This window comes from Lysobacter sp. N42, from assembly GCF_004344885.1.
In genome coordinates, this window is sequence record NZ_SKFB01000021.1 from 1 (window position 1) to 15,204 (window position 15,204).

The 15,204-nt window shown below is 71.1% G+C and carries 13 protein-coding genes; 3 read left to right on the forward strand and 10 right to left on the reverse strand.

All coding sequences use genetic code 11. The features are described from left to right. On the reverse strand, positions 1-1,464 hold a 1,464-nt coding region (gene hrpB, locus EYQ95_RS18825; RefSeq protein WP_243699985.1), incomplete at its 3' end, for an ATP-dependent helicase HrpB. Between the two features lie 131 nt (positions 1,465-1,595). On the opposite strand from hrpB, the gene EYQ95_RS18830 reads away from it, so the two are divergent. The 3 genes from EYQ95_RS18830 to EYQ95_RS18840 all read left to right on the forward strand — a co-directional run bounded on the left by EYQ95_RS18830 (position 1,596) and on the right by EYQ95_RS18840 (position 7,002). After that, the gene (locus EYQ95_RS18830) at positions 1,596-2,384 is read left to right on the forward strand and encodes a TatD family hydrolase (RefSeq protein WP_132329194.1); all 789 of its coding nucleotides are present in this window, start codon (positions 1,596-1,598) and stop codon (positions 2,382-2,384) included. A 431-nt stretch (positions 2,385-2,815) separates the two neighbouring features. Beyond that, a complete protein-coding gene (locus EYQ95_RS18835) occupies positions 2,816-3,919 on the forward strand; it encodes an efflux RND transporter periplasmic adaptor subunit (protein ID WP_132329196.1) in 1,104 nt (367 codons plus the stop codon). After that, positions 3,916-7,002: an efflux RND transporter permease subunit gene (locus EYQ95_RS18840; protein WP_243699986.1), complete on the forward strand. Its 3,087-nt coding sequence runs from the start codon at positions 3,916-3,918 to the stop codon at positions 7,000-7,002. Before EYQ95_RS18835 ends, EYQ95_RS18840 begins: the two co-directional genes overlap by 4 nt. A gap of 429 nt (positions 7,003-7,431) precedes the next feature. Here EYQ95_RS18840 and EYQ95_RS18845 read toward each other — a convergent pair whose 3' ends face one another. From EYQ95_RS18845 to EYQ95_RS18875, 9 genes are all read right to left on the reverse strand, one after another. Continuing rightward, on the reverse strand, positions 7,432-8,652 hold the full coding sequence (locus tag EYQ95_RS18845; protein ID WP_132329198.1) for an ABC transporter permease: 1,221 nt from the start codon (positions 8,650-8,652) through the stop codon (positions 7,432-7,434). Beyond that, positions 8,652-9,347 (reverse strand): ABC transporter ATP-binding protein, encoded by a 696-nt coding sequence (locus EYQ95_RS18850; RefSeq protein ID WP_207916535.1) that lies wholly within the window; start codon positions 9,345-9,347, stop codon positions 8,652-8,654. Before EYQ95_RS18850 ends, EYQ95_RS18845 begins: the two co-directional genes overlap by 1 nt. After that, on the reverse strand, positions 9,344-10,561 hold the full coding sequence (locus tag EYQ95_RS18855; RefSeq protein ID WP_132329200.1) for an efflux RND transporter periplasmic adaptor subunit: 1,218 nt from the start codon (positions 10,559-10,561) through the stop codon (positions 9,344-9,346). Before EYQ95_RS18855 ends, EYQ95_RS18850 begins: the two co-directional genes overlap by 4 nt. A gap of 10 nt (positions 10,562-10,571) precedes the next feature. Beyond that, entirely contained in the window at positions 10,572-11,246 is a 675-nt protein-coding gene (locus EYQ95_RS18860; protein WP_132329202.1) for a YIP1 family protein, read from the reverse strand. A 78-nt stretch (positions 11,247-11,324) separates the two neighbouring features. Next, positions 11,325-12,095, reverse strand: a complete 771-nt coding sequence (locus EYQ95_RS18865; protein ID WP_165924787.1) for an ATP-binding cassette domain-containing protein — start codon at positions 12,093-12,095, stop codon at positions 11,325-11,327. Further along, positions 12,092-13,189, reverse strand: coding sequence for a hypothetical protein (locus EYQ95_RS26410; protein WP_165924788.1), 1,098 nt, complete (start codon positions 13,187-13,189; stop codon positions 12,092-12,094). Before EYQ95_RS26410 ends, EYQ95_RS18865 begins: the two co-directional genes overlap by 4 nt. 56 nt (positions 13,190-13,245) lie before the next feature. After that, on the reverse strand, positions 13,246-13,368 hold the full coding sequence (locus tag EYQ95_RS27000) for a hypothetical protein (protein WP_256432842.1): 123 nt from the start codon (positions 13,366-13,368) through the stop codon (positions 13,246-13,248). A gap of 62 nt (positions 13,369-13,430) precedes the next feature. Further along, complete coding sequence (locus EYQ95_RS18870) at positions 13,431-14,330, reverse strand: HEAT repeat domain-containing protein (RefSeq protein ID WP_132329206.1); 900 nt, start codon at positions 14,328-14,330, stop codon at positions 13,431-13,433. After that, positions 14,327-15,193: a HEAT repeat domain-containing protein gene (locus tag EYQ95_RS18875; protein ID WP_165924789.1), complete on the reverse strand. Its 867-nt coding sequence runs from the start codon at positions 15,191-15,193 to the stop codon at positions 14,327-14,329. Before EYQ95_RS18875 ends, EYQ95_RS18870 begins: the two co-directional genes overlap by 4 nt. Positions 15,194-15,204: the final 11 nt, after the last annotated feature.

Sequence of the window (15,204 nt, forward strand, 5' to 3'; positions counted from 1 at the left end):
GCGCGAGGCCTCGGGCGGCGTGCGCCCGGCGCGGAACGCGGCCAGCGCCTGCCAGCGCTCGGCCAGCGCGTCGCTGCGCGGCAGGCCCGGCGGAGCGCGCAGCGGATCGCGCGCCTCGACCAGCGCGGCGAGGTCGCAGGCCAGTGCGCGTTCGCCGGCGTCGATGGGTGCCAGCAGCATGGCGGCCAGCCGCGGGTGCGTGCCGAGCGTCAGCATCCGGCGGCCGAGCGGCGTCACCGCGTCGCCGTCGAGCGCGCCGAGGCGGCGCAGCAGGTCGCGCGCGGCGCCGAGCGCGCCGGGAGGCGGCGCATCGGGGAAGCGCAGGTCGGCGCCGCCCCAGAGCGCGAGCTCGAGCGCGAGGGCGGACAGGTCCACCTGCGCGATCTCGGGCCGGCGCTGCGGTTCGAGCCGCTGCGACTCCGGCCACAGGCGATATGCCCAGCCATCCGCGACGCGCCCCGCGCGGCCGGCACGCTGGTCGGCGGAGGCCTGTGCGATGGGCACCACGTCCAGCCGCGAAAAGCCGCTGACGGGGTCGAAGCGCGGCTCGCGGGCCAGGCCGCTGTCAATCACCACGCGCACGCCGGGCAGCGTCACGCTGGACTCGGCGACGTTGGTGGCCAGCACGACGCGCCGGCGGCCATCGGGTGCGGGACGCAGCACGCGCGACTGCTCCTCGACGGAGAGCTCGCCATGCAGGGGCAGCACGTCGGCCTCGATGTGCGCGAGCAGCGCCTGCACGCGCGCGATCTCGCGCTGGCCGGGCAGGAACACGAGCACGTCGCCGGGATGCGTGGCCAGCGCGTGCTCGACCGCGCGACGCATGTGGTGTTCGGTCTTCTCCTCGCGGCGCGCCGGGAAATGCGCGATGCGCACGGGAAAGCTTCGGCCCTCGCTGGACAGCCGCGGCGCGTCGAGGAACGCGGCCAGCCGCTCGCCGTCGAGCGTGGCGCTCATCACCAGGATGCGCAGGTCCTCGCGCACCTGCGCCTGCACGTCGAGCGCGAGCGCGAGGCCCAGATCGGCGGCCATGTGCCGTTCGTGGAACTCGTCGAAGACGATCGCGCCGATGCCGTCGAGCATCGGGTCGTCCTGGATCATCCGGGTGAGGATGCCCTCGGTGACCACTTCGATCCGGGTGGCGTCGGAAACGCGGCTCTCGAAGCGGATGCGATAGCCGACCGTGTCGCCGACCTCCTCGCCGCGACGCTGCGCCATGAACGAGGCCGCGGCGCGCGCGGCGACCCGTCGCGGCTCGAGCATCAGGATCTTCCCGTCGCCCAGCCAGGGCGCGTCCAGCAGCGCCGGCGGCACCTGCGTGGTCTTGCCCGCGCCGGGCGGTGCCTCGAGCACCAGCCGCGGATGCGCGGCGAGCGAGTCGCGGATGCGCGGGAGCAGGGGGTCGATCGGGAAGCCGGGATTCGTAAAGCCGGGATTCGGGATTCGGGATTCGGGATTCGTCACGGCGGGCACCCGGTTGGCGACGGATTGTCGCAGGACACGCCGGCTGCAGGCGCATGCAGCCCGGCGTTGCGCGGCGGGCGCGTGGCCGCCGCTATGCTTTCCCGGATCCCGAACACCGAATCCCGCATCCCGTGCAGCTCATCGACATCGGCGCCAACCTCACCCACGAATCCTTCGATCGCGACCGCGACGCCGTGCTGGCGCGCGCGCAGGCGGCAGGCGTCGTGCGGATGGTGGTCACCGGCGCCAGCCGCGAGCATTCGCCCAAGGCGCTGGCGCTCGCGCAGGCGCATCCGGGCCTGCTGTATGCCACCGCCGGCGTGCACCCACACCACGCGGTGGAATACACCGCCGAATGCGATGCCGAGATGCGCGCGCTGCTGGCGCATGACGAGGTGGTGGCGGTCGGTGAGTGCGGGCTCGACTACTTCCGCGACTTCTCCCCGCGCCCCGCGCAACGCCGCGCCTTCGAGATGCAGCTACAGATCGCGGCCGACACCGGCAAGCCCCTGTTCCTCCACCAGCGCGACGCCCACGAGGACTTCGTGGCAATCATGAAGAACTTCGAGGGCCGCCTCGGTTCCTGCGTCGTGCACTGCTTCACCGGCACGCGCCAGGAGGCCTTTGCGTATCTGGACCGCGACTGGCACATCGGCATCACCGGCTGGCTCTGCGACGAGCGCCGTGGCCAGCACCTGCGCGAGATCGTGCCGCACCTGCCCGCGAACCGGCTGATGGTGGAGACCGACGCGCCCTACCTGCTGCCGCGCACGCTGAGACCCACGCCGAAGGACCGCCGCAACGAGCCGTCCTTCCTGCCGCATATCGTCGAGGAACTCGCACGCGACCGCGGCGAGGACGTGGCGACCACCGCGGCCGCCGCCACGGCGACCGCCCGCACCTTCTTCCGCCTCCCCTAGCCCGCGCAGCAGCTGGGTAAGCGCAGCGCACCCGGGATCGAAGCCGCCGTCCACCCCAACGTCGCGACGCGGCGCTGCCGCGCGTGTGTCGTCCGGCGGACAGCGGGCGTCAATGATTCGCTGCGCACCGCGCCAGGTTGAACGACGTCGCCCCCGGGTGCGGCCTGCGGCCTTACCCGGGCTACGGGTTCGGTGTTCCAGCACGCGTCGCCCCGTGCCCGCATTCGCACCGCAATGCGCGCGCGGCACACCGCGATGAAGCGGCCCGGTCCGTGTCCATCCGTGCCCATCCGTGGCTGCATCCCGGGCCTGCATCTGCGGTGGCCCTTCGACCCGGACGCGCCCGCCGATGACACCCGGCACTGCGCCGCGAACCTGCGCCCCCGTATCCTTGGCGGCCTCGCGGGCGCGGGCCTGCCGGAACTTGCGCGATGTCGACGATCCGCCGCTGGGCAGGACTGGGAATGCTGTGCGTGGCGCTGGCCGCATGCGGCCAGGCCGACGAGGAGGCCGCGCCCGCCGCGGCGCCGGCGATGGCGGTCACCGCCGTGCCGGCGCAGGTGCGCGAGATCGAGCGCGCGATCACCGTGTCCGCGCCGGTGGCCGCGGTGGAGGAGATGCAGCTGGGCGTGGAGGTCAGCGGGCTGCGCGTGACCGGGCTGTACGTCGACGTGGGCGAGTTCGTGCGCCGGGGACAGGTGCTGCTCGAGCTCGACGCCCGCACGCTGGAGAGCGAGCTCGCGCAGTCGCGCGCCGCGTTCCGCGAGGCCCAGGCCGCCGCCGCGCTCGCGCAGGCGAACCTGCGCCGCGCCGAGCCGCTGGCCGCCGGGCGCTACATCTCCGCCGGGCAGCTCGACGAGCTGCGCGCCGCGCGCGACCAGGCCAACGCCCGCGTGGCCACGGCGCGCGCATCGCTCGATGCGGCGCAGCTTCGCCGCGATTTCGCCACGCTGCGTGCACCGGCCGACGGCATCGTCTCCCGGCGCCTGGTGCAGCCCGGGCAGGTTGTCGCCGCCGGCACCGAGCTGCTGCGCCTGATCCGCGACGGCCGCCTGGAATGGCGCGCCGAACTCGCCGAAGCCGAGCTCGCGCAGGTCAACGTGGGCGATCCGGTGGTGATCGCCGCGCGCGGCGGCAGCGTGGAAGGCCAGGTGCGCGCGGTCTCGCCCGGCGTGGATGCGACCACGCGCACCGGCACCGTCTACGCCGACCTGCCCGAGCCCGAGGGCGTGCAGGTGGGCGCGTACGTGGAAGGGCGCATCCTCGTCGGCGCGCAGAAGGCGCTGGTGCTGCCGGCCTCGGCCATCGTCACCCGCGACGGCAACAGCTACGTGTTCACCGTCGATGCGAAGAACGTGGCGCGCCGCGTGCGCGTGCGCACCGGCAACCGCGCGGGCGGCTTCGTGGAGATCCTCGACGGCGTGGCCGCCGGCACGCGCGTGATCGACCGCGGCGCGGGCTTCGTGGGCGACGGCGATCCGGTGCGCGTGGTCGCCGCGGGCGAGGCCTCGGCGCCGCAGGTCGCCGCGCCATGATGAACGTCTCCGCCTGGGCCATCCGCCGGCCGCTGCCGGCGCTGATGATCTTCTTCGTGCTGTGCGTGGCCGGGCTCTGGGGCTTCTGGAAGCTGCCGGTGGCGCGCTTTCCCGACGTCTCCTTCCCGATGGTGACGGTGACGGTGCCGCAGCCCGGCGCCTCGCCCAGCCAGCTGGAAACGGAGGTCACCCGGCGCATCGAGGACCAGGTGGCCACGCTCAACGGCGTCAAGCGCGTCACCTCCACGGTGACTGAGGGCAGCAGCACCACCGCGATCGAGTTCCAGCTGGAAACGGACCTGGCCACCGCGCTCGACGACACGCGCGCCGCCGTCAGCCGCATCCGCAGCGACCTGCCGCAGGACATCCAGGAGCCCATCGTCAACAAGGTCGACATCGGCGGCTCGCTGCTGACCTATGCGGTGGCCTCCGACCGCATGGGCGTGGACGAACTCTCGTGGTTCGTCGACCGCGAAGTCACGCGCGCGATGTTCGGCGTGCCCGGCGTGGCCAAGGTGGCGCGCGCCGGCGGCGTGGAACGGCAGATCCGCGTGGACCTCGATCCCAATGCGCTGCAGGCCTGGGGCGTCACCGCCGGCGAGATCAGCCAGCAGATCGCAGCCAGCCAGGCCGAGCGCCCGGGTGGCCGCGCCGAGCTGAATGATGCGCAGCAGGTCATCCGCACCGTGGGCACGGTGGCCAGCGCCGAGCAGCTGCGCAGGTTCTCCATCGCGCTGCAGGACGGCCGCGCGGTGCGGCTGGGCACGCTGGCGCGCATCACCGACGCGGCGGCCGACACCACGCAGGTGGCGCTGCTCGACGGCCGGCCCGTGGTGTCCTTCGCCATCTCGCGCACGCGCGGCTCCTCCGAGCTCGAGGTGGCCGAGGGCGTGCGCGCCGCCATCGCCGCGCTGGAGAAGGCGCACCCGGGCACGACGTTCCGGCTGGTGACCTCGCAGGTGGAGGAGGCCGAGCGCTCCTACGAGTCGTCGATGACGATGCTGTGGGAAGGCGCGCTGCTGGCGCTGGTGGTGGTCTGGGCCTTCCTGCGCGACTGGCGCGCGACCTGGATCTCGGCGGTCGCGCTGCCACTGTCCATCATCCCGACCTTCGCGGTGATGTACTTCTTCGGCTTCACCCTCAACCTCATCACGCTGCTGGCGCTGGCGGTGGTGGTGGGCATCCTGGTGGACGATGCGATCGTCGAGATCGAGAACATCGTGCGCCACCTGCGCATGGGCAAGACGCCGCTGGAGGCCGCGCGCGAGGCGGCCGACGAGATCGGCGTGGCGGTCATCGCCACCTCGCTCACGCTGGCGGCGGTGTTCGTGCCGGTGGCCTTCATGCCGGGCATTCCCGGCAAGTTCTTCCGCGAGTTCGGCTGGACGGCCGCCGCCGCGGTGCTGTTCTCGCTGCTGGTGGCGCGCCTGCTCACGCCGATGATCGCGGCCTACCAGCTCCGGCCGCACGGCCACGAGGAAGCCGAAGGCCCGCTGATGCGCCGCTACCTGCGGCTGGTCGATGCCGCGCTGCGCCACCGCTGGATCACGCTGATGGCGGCGCTGGCGTTCTTCGTCGCGTCGATGGGGCTGGTGGCGTTCATCCCCACCACGTTCATCCCGATCTCCGACCTGGGCCGCAGCAATCTCTCCATCGAGCTGCCGCCGGGCACGCCGATCGAGGAGACGGTGCGCGTGGCCGAGGCCGCGCGCGCGCGGCTTGCGGGCATCGAGGAGCTCGCGCAGGTCTACACGGTGGTCGGCTCGGCGCTGGACCTGGGAGACCCGAGCAAGACCGGCTCGGGCGATGCCCGCACCGCCACGCTGGTGCTGGACTGGGGCCATGCCGAGGATCGCAGCCGCAGCCAGCAGCAGCTCGAGCGCGAGGCGCGCGCGCGCCTGCTCGACCTGCCCGGCGTGCGCATCAGCTACCTGTCCACCGAGCCGGGCGAGGTGATGCAGCTGGTGCTCGCGGGCGACGATCCGCAGCGCCTGCAGGAGGCCGCCGACGCGCTCGCCCGCGAGCTGCGCACCATCAAGGGCCTGGGCAGCATCTCCTCGTCGGCCTCGCTGCTGCGCCCCGAACTCGTCATCGTGCCCGACCCGGCGCGCGCGGCGGAGGCCGGCGTGTCGACCACCGCGATCGCCGAGGCCGCGCGCATCGCCACCAGCGGCGACTACACCCAGCGCCTGGCCAAGCTCAACCTGCCCGAGCGGCAGATCCCCATCCGCGTCGGCTTCTCCGAGGACGTGCTGGAAAACCCCGCGCTCATCGGCCAGTTGCGCGTGCCGGGCGCGAACGGCCCGGTTCCGCTCGCCGCGGTGGCCGACATCCGCCCCGCGAGCGGCCCCTCGGTGATCTCGCGCTACCAGCGCCAGCGCAACGTCACCTTCACCGCCGAGCTCAACGGCCGCCCGCTGGGCGAGGTCATGAACGAGGTGAACCAGCTCCCGACGGTGAAGAACCCGCCGCCGGGCGTGAGCTTCCTCAACGCGGGCGACGCGGAAGTCTTCGTCGAGCTCTTCGTCGGATTCCTGCTCGCGATGGCCGCCGGCATCATCTGCATCTACATGGTGCTGCTGCTGCTGTTCAACCACGCGCTGCAACCGCTCACCATCCTCACCGCCGTGCCGCTGTGCGCCGGTGGCGCGTTCGGCGCGCTGCTGATCACCCAGCACATGCTCTCGCTGCCGGCGCTGATCGGCCTGCTGATGCTGATCGGCATCGCCACCAAGAACTCCATCCTGCTGGTGGACTACGCGGTGATGGCCGAGGACGGGCAGGGCATGAGCCAGCACGATGCGCTGGTCGACGCCTGCCGCAAGCGCGCGCGTCCGGTGATCATGACCACGCTGGCGATGGGTGCCGGCATGCTGCCGGTCGCGCTGGGCCTGTCGGGCGATTCCAGCTTCCGCGCGCCGATGGCGGTGGCGGTGATCGGCGGCCTGATCACGTCGACGGCGCTGAGCCTCGTGGTGATCCCGGCCGCGTACACGGTGGTCGACGACCTGGGCGGGTGGCTGCGGCGGAAGCTGCGGCGAGGCAAGGCCGGGACTGCGGTTACGGATGTGCGGATGTCGTGATCCTGTAGTGCTGCTCGCAGCTGTGCGGTCGGTGCGGCGTGGCCTGATCGAATCTGCCGGTAGAGGCTCGCGGTGCTTCGAAAAGCGGAAGGTGACGCGGTCACACATGACGGCGCCACGCTATACAGCTACTGCCTTAGACGCGAATCGCCAACAGCCGCAAACAATCGCGACGACCCGGAAGGGGCGACGCACGTCCTGTGCGCCGCCCCTTCGGGGTCTTCATCATTAGTCGCTGCTGTCGCCGGTTCGTGGAGCCGAGACGCAACAACAAGAGCTAGCGAGCTACGTCGGCGGCGGCTACAAGAACGAAGGTTTCTGGATCCCCGCTTTCGCGGGGATGACGAGCAACAGCGGCCACAGCACTGGCAGAGGTGCCTGCGCAGCTACGCGCATCCCAGCGACGCAAGGCCAAAGCAGATCAAGGGCTCACTCGTACCGCAACGCCTCGATCGGGTCCAACCCCGCCGCCTTCGACGCCGGCATCAGCCCGAACACCACCCCCACCAGCGCCGAGAACCCCGCCGCCACCAGCACCACCCAGACCGGCACGCTCGCCGGCGGGAAGTCCGGGATCAGCGCTGCGATGCCGGCGCCGGCCGCGTAGCCGAGCACGATGCCGATCACGCCGCCCAGCAGTGCCAGCAGCGCGGCCTCGAGCAGGAACTGCACCAGGATGTCGCGGCGCGTGGCGCCCAGCGCTTTCAGGATGCCGATCTCGCGGGTGCGCTCGGTGACGCTCACCAGCATGATGTTCATGATGCCGATGCCGCCCACCAGCAGCGAGATGCCGACGATGCCGGCCACCACCGCGGTGATCGTGCCGGTGACCTTCTCGAACTGCTTGACGAAGGAATCGGCCGCCTCGACGGTGAAGGTGTCCTCGGCGTCGGCCTTGACGCGGCGGCTGGCGCGCAGGGCGCGGCGTACGCGCTCGCGCACGGCGTCGATCTCCTCCATGCGCTGCACGGTGAACGACGCCATCAGCATGGGCTCGTTGGCATAGCCGCTCATGCCGCGTGCCACGTCGAAGGGAATCGCCGCATAGTTGTCCTGGCTGAAGCCGAAGATCTCGCCCTGCGGCTCCATCACGCCCACCACCTTGAACCACTCGCCGCCGAGCATGAAGTACTCGCCGATGGGGTTCTTCGGCATCTTCAGGTCGTCGCGCAGCTTGGTGCCGATCACCGCCACGCGGCGGCGGCTGGCATCGTCGCCGGCCACGATGAAGCGCCCGATCTGCGGATAACGCGCGCGCACGGCCTGGAACTCGGACGTGGTGCCATAGACCTCGGGCATGGTGCTGCGGCCCTTGTAGCTGGCGCGCGCGGCCGGTACCTGCAGCATGGGCGCGACCTGTCCCACGCCCGCCACGCGATGGCGCAGCACCTCGATGTCGGCTACGCTGATGTTGTTGAGCTTGCCGGTGCGGTAGTTGTCGTTGTCGTTCTCGGCGCGCAGCGTGAGCGTGCTGCCGCCGATGTCGGCGAACTGGCCCTTGATCGACTCGCTCATGCCCTGCACCAGCGAGACCACCGCGATCACGCTCGCGGTGCCGATGAGGATGCCCAGCGTGGTGAGGAAGCTGCGCAGGCGATGCGCGGCCAGGCTGGCCAGGGCGGCGCGGAGGGCTTCGACATAGGCCTGCATCAGTGCACCTCCGCCGTGCGCGGCTGCTGCACGTCGCTGACGATGCGCCCGTCCGACACGCGCAGCACGCGGTGGCAGTGCGCGGCGATGTCGGGTTCGTGGGTGACGATCACCACCGTCTGCCCCTGCGCATGCAGGGCATCGAACAGCGCCATGATGTCGCGCGAGGTGGCCGAATCGAGGTTGCCGGTGGGCTCGTCGGCCAACAGCAGCGAGGGCTCGCCCACCAGCGCCCGCGCCACCGCCACGCGCTGGCGCTGGCCGCCGGAGAGCTGGTTGGGGCGGTGCGCGAGCCGGTCGCCGAGGCCCACCTTGGCCAGGGCCTCGCTGGCGCGCTGCACGCGCTCGCGGTGTGGCATGCCGCGGTAGACCAGCGGCTGCATCACGTTCTGCAGCACGGTCTGGCGCGGCAACAGGTGGAAGCTCTGGAAGACGAAGCCGATCTCGCGGTTGCGCACGCGCGCGAGCGCGTCGTCGTCCATGGTCGCCACGTCGCTCCCGTTGAGCAGGTAGCGGCCTTCAGTGGGGGTGTCCAGGCAGCCCAGCAGGTTCATCAGCGTGGACTTGCCGGAACCGGAGGGCCCGGTAAGCGCGACGTATTCGTTGCGCGCGATGGACAGGTCCACGCCGGCCAGCGCGCGCACGGTCTCCTCGCCCATCGTGTAGGTCTTCACGATGCCGGCGAGTTCGATCACGCCTCCGACTCCTCGTCGCGGCGCTCGTCCTCGCCGGCGCCCGCGGTGCTGGCCTTGCGCTGCTCCACGGCCTCGCCTTCGGCGAGGCGGCGCAGGGTCTTGGCCGGGCCGGTGATGACGCGATCGCCCGCCTTCAGGCCGCTGGCGATGGCCTGCCAGCGATCGTCCGACAGCCCCGTCTTCACCGGCAGCTTGCGCGCGCGGCCGTCGCGCACCGCCCAGACGAAAGTCTTCTCGCCATCCTTCTCGTCGCTCTCGGTGACCACCGCCTCCACCGGCACGGCGATCTGCTTCGCGCCATTGCCCAGGTAGAGATCGGCGCGCGCGCTCATGCCCGAACGCAGCTTCATGGCCCTGGCATCGCCCAGGCGCACCGTCACCTTGTAGGCGCGCGACTGGTTCTCCAGCGTGGGCGCCAGCGCGATCTTCTCCACCGCGCCGCGCAGCGCGGTGTCGGGGTAGGCGGCCGGGTAGACGTCCACCTGCTGGCCGATCTCGACCTTGGCGATGTCGGCCTCGTCCACCTTGAGCTCGGCCAGCAGCGCGGAGGTGTCGGCGATCTTCATGAGCTTGGCGCCGGCCAGGGCATTGGTCGACGGGATCGCCGTTTCGCCCACCTTGATCGGCAGCTCGACCACGCGCCCGGCGATGGGCGCGCGGATCTCGGTCTTGGCCAACTGCTCGTAGGCATCGCCCAGTACCGCCTGCGAACGGCGCAGGGATTCGCTCTGGCTGGCGAGCTCGGCGCGCGCGGTCTCCAGCGCCAGGCGGTCTTCCTCCAGGCGGTTGCGGTCGATCAGCTGCTGCGCCGCAAGCGCCTGCGATCGCTTGTACTGCGCCTCGCGAAGGCGCAGGTTCGCGCGCAGGCGGTCGATGCCGATCGCGCTCTGCCGGCGGCCGGCCGATTCGCGCTCGATGGCATTGCGATAGCTCTCCGGATCCAGCGTGAGCAGCAGCTGGCCCGGCTTCACCGTATCGCCCTCGGCCACCAGGATGCGCTCGACCTTGGCCACCACCTCGGCGGTGAGGTTGACCTCGGTGCCGTAGGCCAGCGCGCCGGAGGCGAGGATGGTGGGGCGCACCGGCTGCGCGGCGACGGTGGCGATGTCCACGCCCGTGGCGCTCTCGCCGCGCATGGCGCGGATGCCGAAGGGCAGTACGAGCACGGCCAGCACCAGCCCGCCGGCCAGCCACTTCTTGGTCTTGGGAGTCATGGGTTCGACATCAGGGAATGAGCGCGATCACTGCGAACACCAGCAGCGTGGGCAGCAGCGCGACCACGATGGCCTGGCCCCAGCTGCTGCGCGTCCAGGTCTTCCAGCCCAGCGCGAACAGCCACAGCGTCCACAGCGTGAGCAGGTTGAAGGCCTGGGCAAGGCGATTCCAGCGATGGTCGGCGGGCAGATCGACCAGCAGCGGGTCGACATTGGTGAGCATCAGCGATTCCAGCGCGGTCTGCGGCGCCATGGTGAGCGCGCCGGCCAGCGCGACCAGCAGGCCCAGCGCCATCGGCAGGCCCGACCAGGTCGAGAGACTCATGCCGTGGCGGAAGCCCAGCGTACGGCCGGTGACCTTCGCCGCGAGCCAGACATACAACGCAACCAGCATGCTGGCCAGCACGACGGCCACGGCGCCCGTGACCGTGGCGATCACGCCCTGGGTGCGCGTGCCCGGCATGCTCGCCTTGACCTTGGCGGCCTCGGCGGCGCTGAGCTCGCGTCCCAGGCTGGCGAGCACGTGCTCGCTGTACCACGCCGGGTCCACGCGCATGAAATACGCCAGGGTGAACGCGGCGGTGAGCAGCACCACGATGGCCAGCGGCACCAGGAACGTGGGGCGCTCGCGTTCGGCTTCGAAGACGCGCGAAGGCTGCAGAAAGAGGTCGACGAGCTTGGACATGATGCGTCATCCGTAACGGGGGCGGCGAGTGTCGTCGATGTTAACGCGGCGTGCACGGGTCGGTGGTCACCGCACCGGTCATGCTCCGGGATCAAGGCCGCGCGGGACGGCTCCGGCGCCTGCGCGCTGCTGCAGCGGCGCGGGGCAAACGCCGGCACCGAGGTCCGCCATGCGTGCCAGTACCGTGGCGGAGAGGGGAATGCCCGCTTCGCGCAGGCCGGCCACGGCCCCGGGACCCCAATGGCCGACCTGCCGCCCCTCGTGCAGCAACACGACGCGATCTGCGTAGGCCTGCGCGACATCGAGGTTGTGCGTCGCGAGCAGCGCGGCCGCGCCGGTGTCGTCAAGTCGGCGGCGCAGGAAGGCCATCGTGCGGCTTTCGCTGAGCAGGTCCAGGCCATTGGCGATCTCGTCCCAGAGGTAGAGCCCCGGTTCGCCAACGAGGCTCAGTGCGATGCACAGCTTCTGCCGCGTGCCGAGCGAATACCGGCCGATCGGCTGGTGCAACCAGCTGCGTAGCGATACGGCGTCCGCATAAGCCAACGCGGCATCCAGCGTTGCCTGCCCGAGCGCGTCGGCGGTGAACTCGAGTGCCTGCTGTCCGCTGAGCATCCGCGGAAGCCGATCGGGCGCGATCGCGTCCGCGACGCGCCGGCTGCCGACGGCGCGATGGATCGATCCCTGCCGTGGATCGAGGTGTCCGGCCACGGCGCGCAGCAGCGAGGTCTTGCCGGAGGCGTTGGCACCGATGAGCAGGACCAGCTCGCCGGCGGCGACCGAGAGGTCGATCGATTCCAACGCGCGGACGCGCCCGATATCCACGCTGGCACCGCGGATGTCGAGGATCACGAGACGCGCCCCCACTGGTGACGCACGTAACGCGCATAACCCAGCACGTGCGCCGGCACGCTGAGGACGAGGAGCGGAGGGAACAGCGCGGCGACAGCGAAACCCATCGCATTTGCGGCGACGTAAGGCTCGGGGCGGCGCCCGGTCGCCCGCGCGAGGTCGCAGGCCAGGCGTAGCGCGACCACGACGCCCCAGGCGACTGCCAGCGCGACGGCCAGCGCGGCATGTCCCCACGCCCGCATCGCCACTGCAGCGGCCCCCGTCGGGAGGAGCAGCGCAGCGCCAACGGCAACGGGCGCGACAATGAGCGGTCGCAGGCATCGCCAGGCAGGCAGGCGCCGCCGCGACAGCAGCGCATGCGCCTCGCTCGCGCCGGGTCGCGTCAGCAGCGCGAGCAGCACCAGCAGGGCCACGGCCATCCAGAGCGACGCGCCGAGCCACAGACCTTGTCCCGCGACGAGCGCCGCGACGGGGACGCCAAGGCCGGCCGTGATCGCGACCATGGCCCAGGCCCGGAAGCCGAACGGCCATGCGACGGTGAGCGCCTGCAGTGCGCGACCGGATGCGATGCGCGCCTGCGTCGTGCCGATGACGGCACCGCTGGATTCCTCGCGCGGCGGGACGCGGCATGCCAGCAGCAGCGCGACACCTGCGCTGGCCGCGATCCACGTGACATGCCCGGCCTCGAGCATGCCGCGCAGGGCCGCGAACTGCAGCATCGCCATGAGCAACGACGCCGTCCATGCCGCGCGCAGCGCCAGACGAACGCGCTTCTCGAGTCGCAGGCCGGCGGTGGAGAGCACGGGCCGCAGCCAGTGGCGGGCCAGGCGCGCCTCCACGTCGCGGCGCGCACGAGCCATGGCCAGGTAGGCGCAGGCCGCGACCGCCAGACCGATGAGCCCCACGCCCACGTGCCCCGGCGCCGCGCGCTCCACGGCAGCGAGCGGACGCATGGCGACCGCCGCCGCGAGCGCGAGCAGCGCGGTGGCACCCACGAGCGCGAGGGCGAACTCGACCTTCGCACCGGGTCGATCCCACAGCGCCGCCTTGGCTTCGACCAGGTCGGCATGGAGTGCGGGTAATCGGTTCTGCATCGAACGGGCGGCTCGGCAGATCGGTGGGATGCGGGAGGCTCCCGCATCCCGGTGCCTCAGTTGGCGGGGATCGTCATCAGGATGATGAAGACCGCAATGCAGGGCGGGCCCGCAACGGCGTCGGACGCACCCGTGGGCGCGATGGCGATCGCCAGGTCATCGAGTTCGAACGTATCCATCAACTACTCCTTGTCTGCCCCGGAAGGATGATCCGCGCGCAGGGGGCTGCTGCGCGCGGAATCTAGCGGACTTCCGCGAGCAATTCAGCCGCGGTGCGACGGACCACGGGCGAGCGGTCGTCGAGTGCGCGTCCGATCGCGGCGATGCGATCGCCGGGGCCGAGGCCGGGGGCGACGGCGAGCGCACGTGCAGCCGCCTCGCGGATGCGCTGGCAGTCCGCGTCCCGCAGCAACGCGTGCAGCAGCTCCAGGCTATCGCCGTTGGCCAGGTGTCCCAGCATCGCCACGACCGAGGCCCGCTTGTGCACGGCCGCGATGTCCGGCAGCCCAGTGATACAGCCGGTCTCTGCATCGAAGAAGTACTGGTCGCGGCGGCTCCACTCCGGGTCGATCAGCATCACGTTGAGCGAGATCGACAGGCTGGGCGGGGGCAGCTGGGTGTGCACGTCGCGCTTGGCGCGGTAGACCATGATCCGTCCCGCGTACAGGGTCTCGCGGCCGAGGGGTTCGAGCTCCACGCGCTCGCCCACGTGTCCTTCGACGGTGGCCGGGTCGTACTGGTACAGGTCGGTCTCGTACCCTGGCCCGTGGTAGCCGATCGTCATGAAGTCGAAGTTGTGGTCGTGCGTGTTGCGGTAGCTGAAGACACGCTCTTCGTGCGATCGAAAGTCGCCTTGCAGCTGCAGCGGGGTCCAGATGTTGGCGCGCACGTAGAAGTTGCGCCCGCTTGCCAGCACGATGGACTGCGGCGTGTAGGTCAGCATGGATGCGCCTTCGACGTACCGCTTGAGCGATTCGTTGAGGCGGATCGCGAGCAGGTCCGGATCGCCCGCGAGGGCGCGGAAGTGCGGCGCGATCTCGACCAGCGAGTCGGGACCATCGAGGGCGGCGGCGTCGGCGAGCGCGACGAACTCGTCGAGACCCATCGCCGGTGCACTTGGCAGGTCGATGTTGATGGTCATGCAGCCATTGCCTTCTGGCCGAGCCGCGACAGCGTGTGTGCGGCCGCCTGCGCGATGTGCGGATGGGAATCGACGGCAGCGGCGCGGAGCGCGTCCACCGCGAGTTCGGGCGCAAGCCGCGCGAGGCACTGGATCGCGGCCCAGCGGACGAAGTGCCGTCGATGGCAGGTCAACGCGCGCACCGGCTCCACCGAGGCCCCGCGCTGCATGCTGGCCAGCGCACGCAGCGTCGAGACCAGCTCCGAATCCAGCGGATCGGCTGCGATCGCCTGTACGGCAGACCCGGTTTGCCGGTCGAACGCCCACTGCAACGCATCGCGGACCGAGGTATTCAACTTGACCACGAGCACCGGGCGTTCGACCTGGATGTCGAGCAGCTCGCGGCTGCCGTCCACGACGAACACCTCACCGCCCGGAACGGTTTCGTAGCGCAGCGTCGGCAACCGGATCGCGGGGTCGAAGACCTCATTGACCATCCCTTCGGGAAGCGAAGGTCGGGCCACGCGCAGGCCGCGCGGGTCGATCACCGCGACCATCAGGTCGAACGGCAACGTGTAGACGAAGTCCGACGCGCGCGCATACAGACCGATACGCAGTTGCCAGGCGAGATCCCCGGCGATCAGTATGTGGTCCGGCTCCCAGCGAGCGGACTCATGCCGGGTGTTCTCTGCAATGCGCCCGAGTTCGGCGAGAGCAGTCGAATGCAGGAAATCGGTGCCAAAGACCAGGTGCTTGAAGGCATCCTGCAGCGCGAAGAAGCCGCAGCGGCCATCAGCGCGAAGGCGCCGCGACGCTTCGACGGAAAATTCGTGCAGCGCGGCATCGCCGCGCCCGAGCGCAGCGGTAGAACGGGACGGTGTCATCAGCGCCTCCA

What these genes read in the sequence shown, in the direction of transcription:
- EYQ95_RS18840 (WP_243699986.1), top strand. Translation starts at nt 3,916, where the DNA reads ATGATGAACGTCTCCGCCTGGGCCATCCGCCGGCCGCTGCCGGCGCTG.
- EYQ95_RS18855 (WP_132329200.1), bottom strand. Translation starts at nt 10,561, where the DNA reads ATGACTCCCAAGACCAAGAAGTGGCTGGCCGGCGGGCTGGTGCTGGCC.
- EYQ95_RS26410 (WP_165924788.1), bottom strand. Translation starts at nt 13,189, where the DNA reads ATGCAGAACCGATTACCCGCACTCCATGCCGACCTGGTCGAAGCCAAG.
- EYQ95_RS18845 (WP_132329198.1), bottom strand. Translation starts at nt 8,652, where the DNA reads ATGCAGGCCTATGTCGAAGCCCTCCGCGCCGCCCTGGCCAGCCTGGCC.
- EYQ95_RS18860 (WP_132329202.1), bottom strand. Translation starts at nt 11,246, where the DNA reads ATGTCCAAGCTCGTCGACCTCTTTCTGCAGCCTTCGCGCGTCTTCGAA.
- EYQ95_RS18875 (WP_165924789.1), bottom strand. Translation starts at nt 15,193, where the DNA reads ATGACACCGTCCCGTTCTACCGCTGCGCTCGGGCGCGGCGATGCCGCG.
- EYQ95_RS27000 (WP_256432842.1), bottom strand. Translation starts at nt 13,368, where the DNA reads ATGGATACGTTCGAACTCGATGACCTGGCGATCGCCATCGCGCCCACG.
- EYQ95_RS18835 (WP_132329196.1), top strand. Translation starts at nt 2,816, where the DNA reads ATGTCGACGATCCGCCGCTGGGCAGGACTGGGAATGCTGTGCGTGGCG.
- EYQ95_RS18870 (WP_132329206.1), bottom strand. Translation starts at nt 14,330, where the DNA reads ATGACCATCAACATCGACCTGCCAAGTGCACCGGCGATGGGTCTCGAC.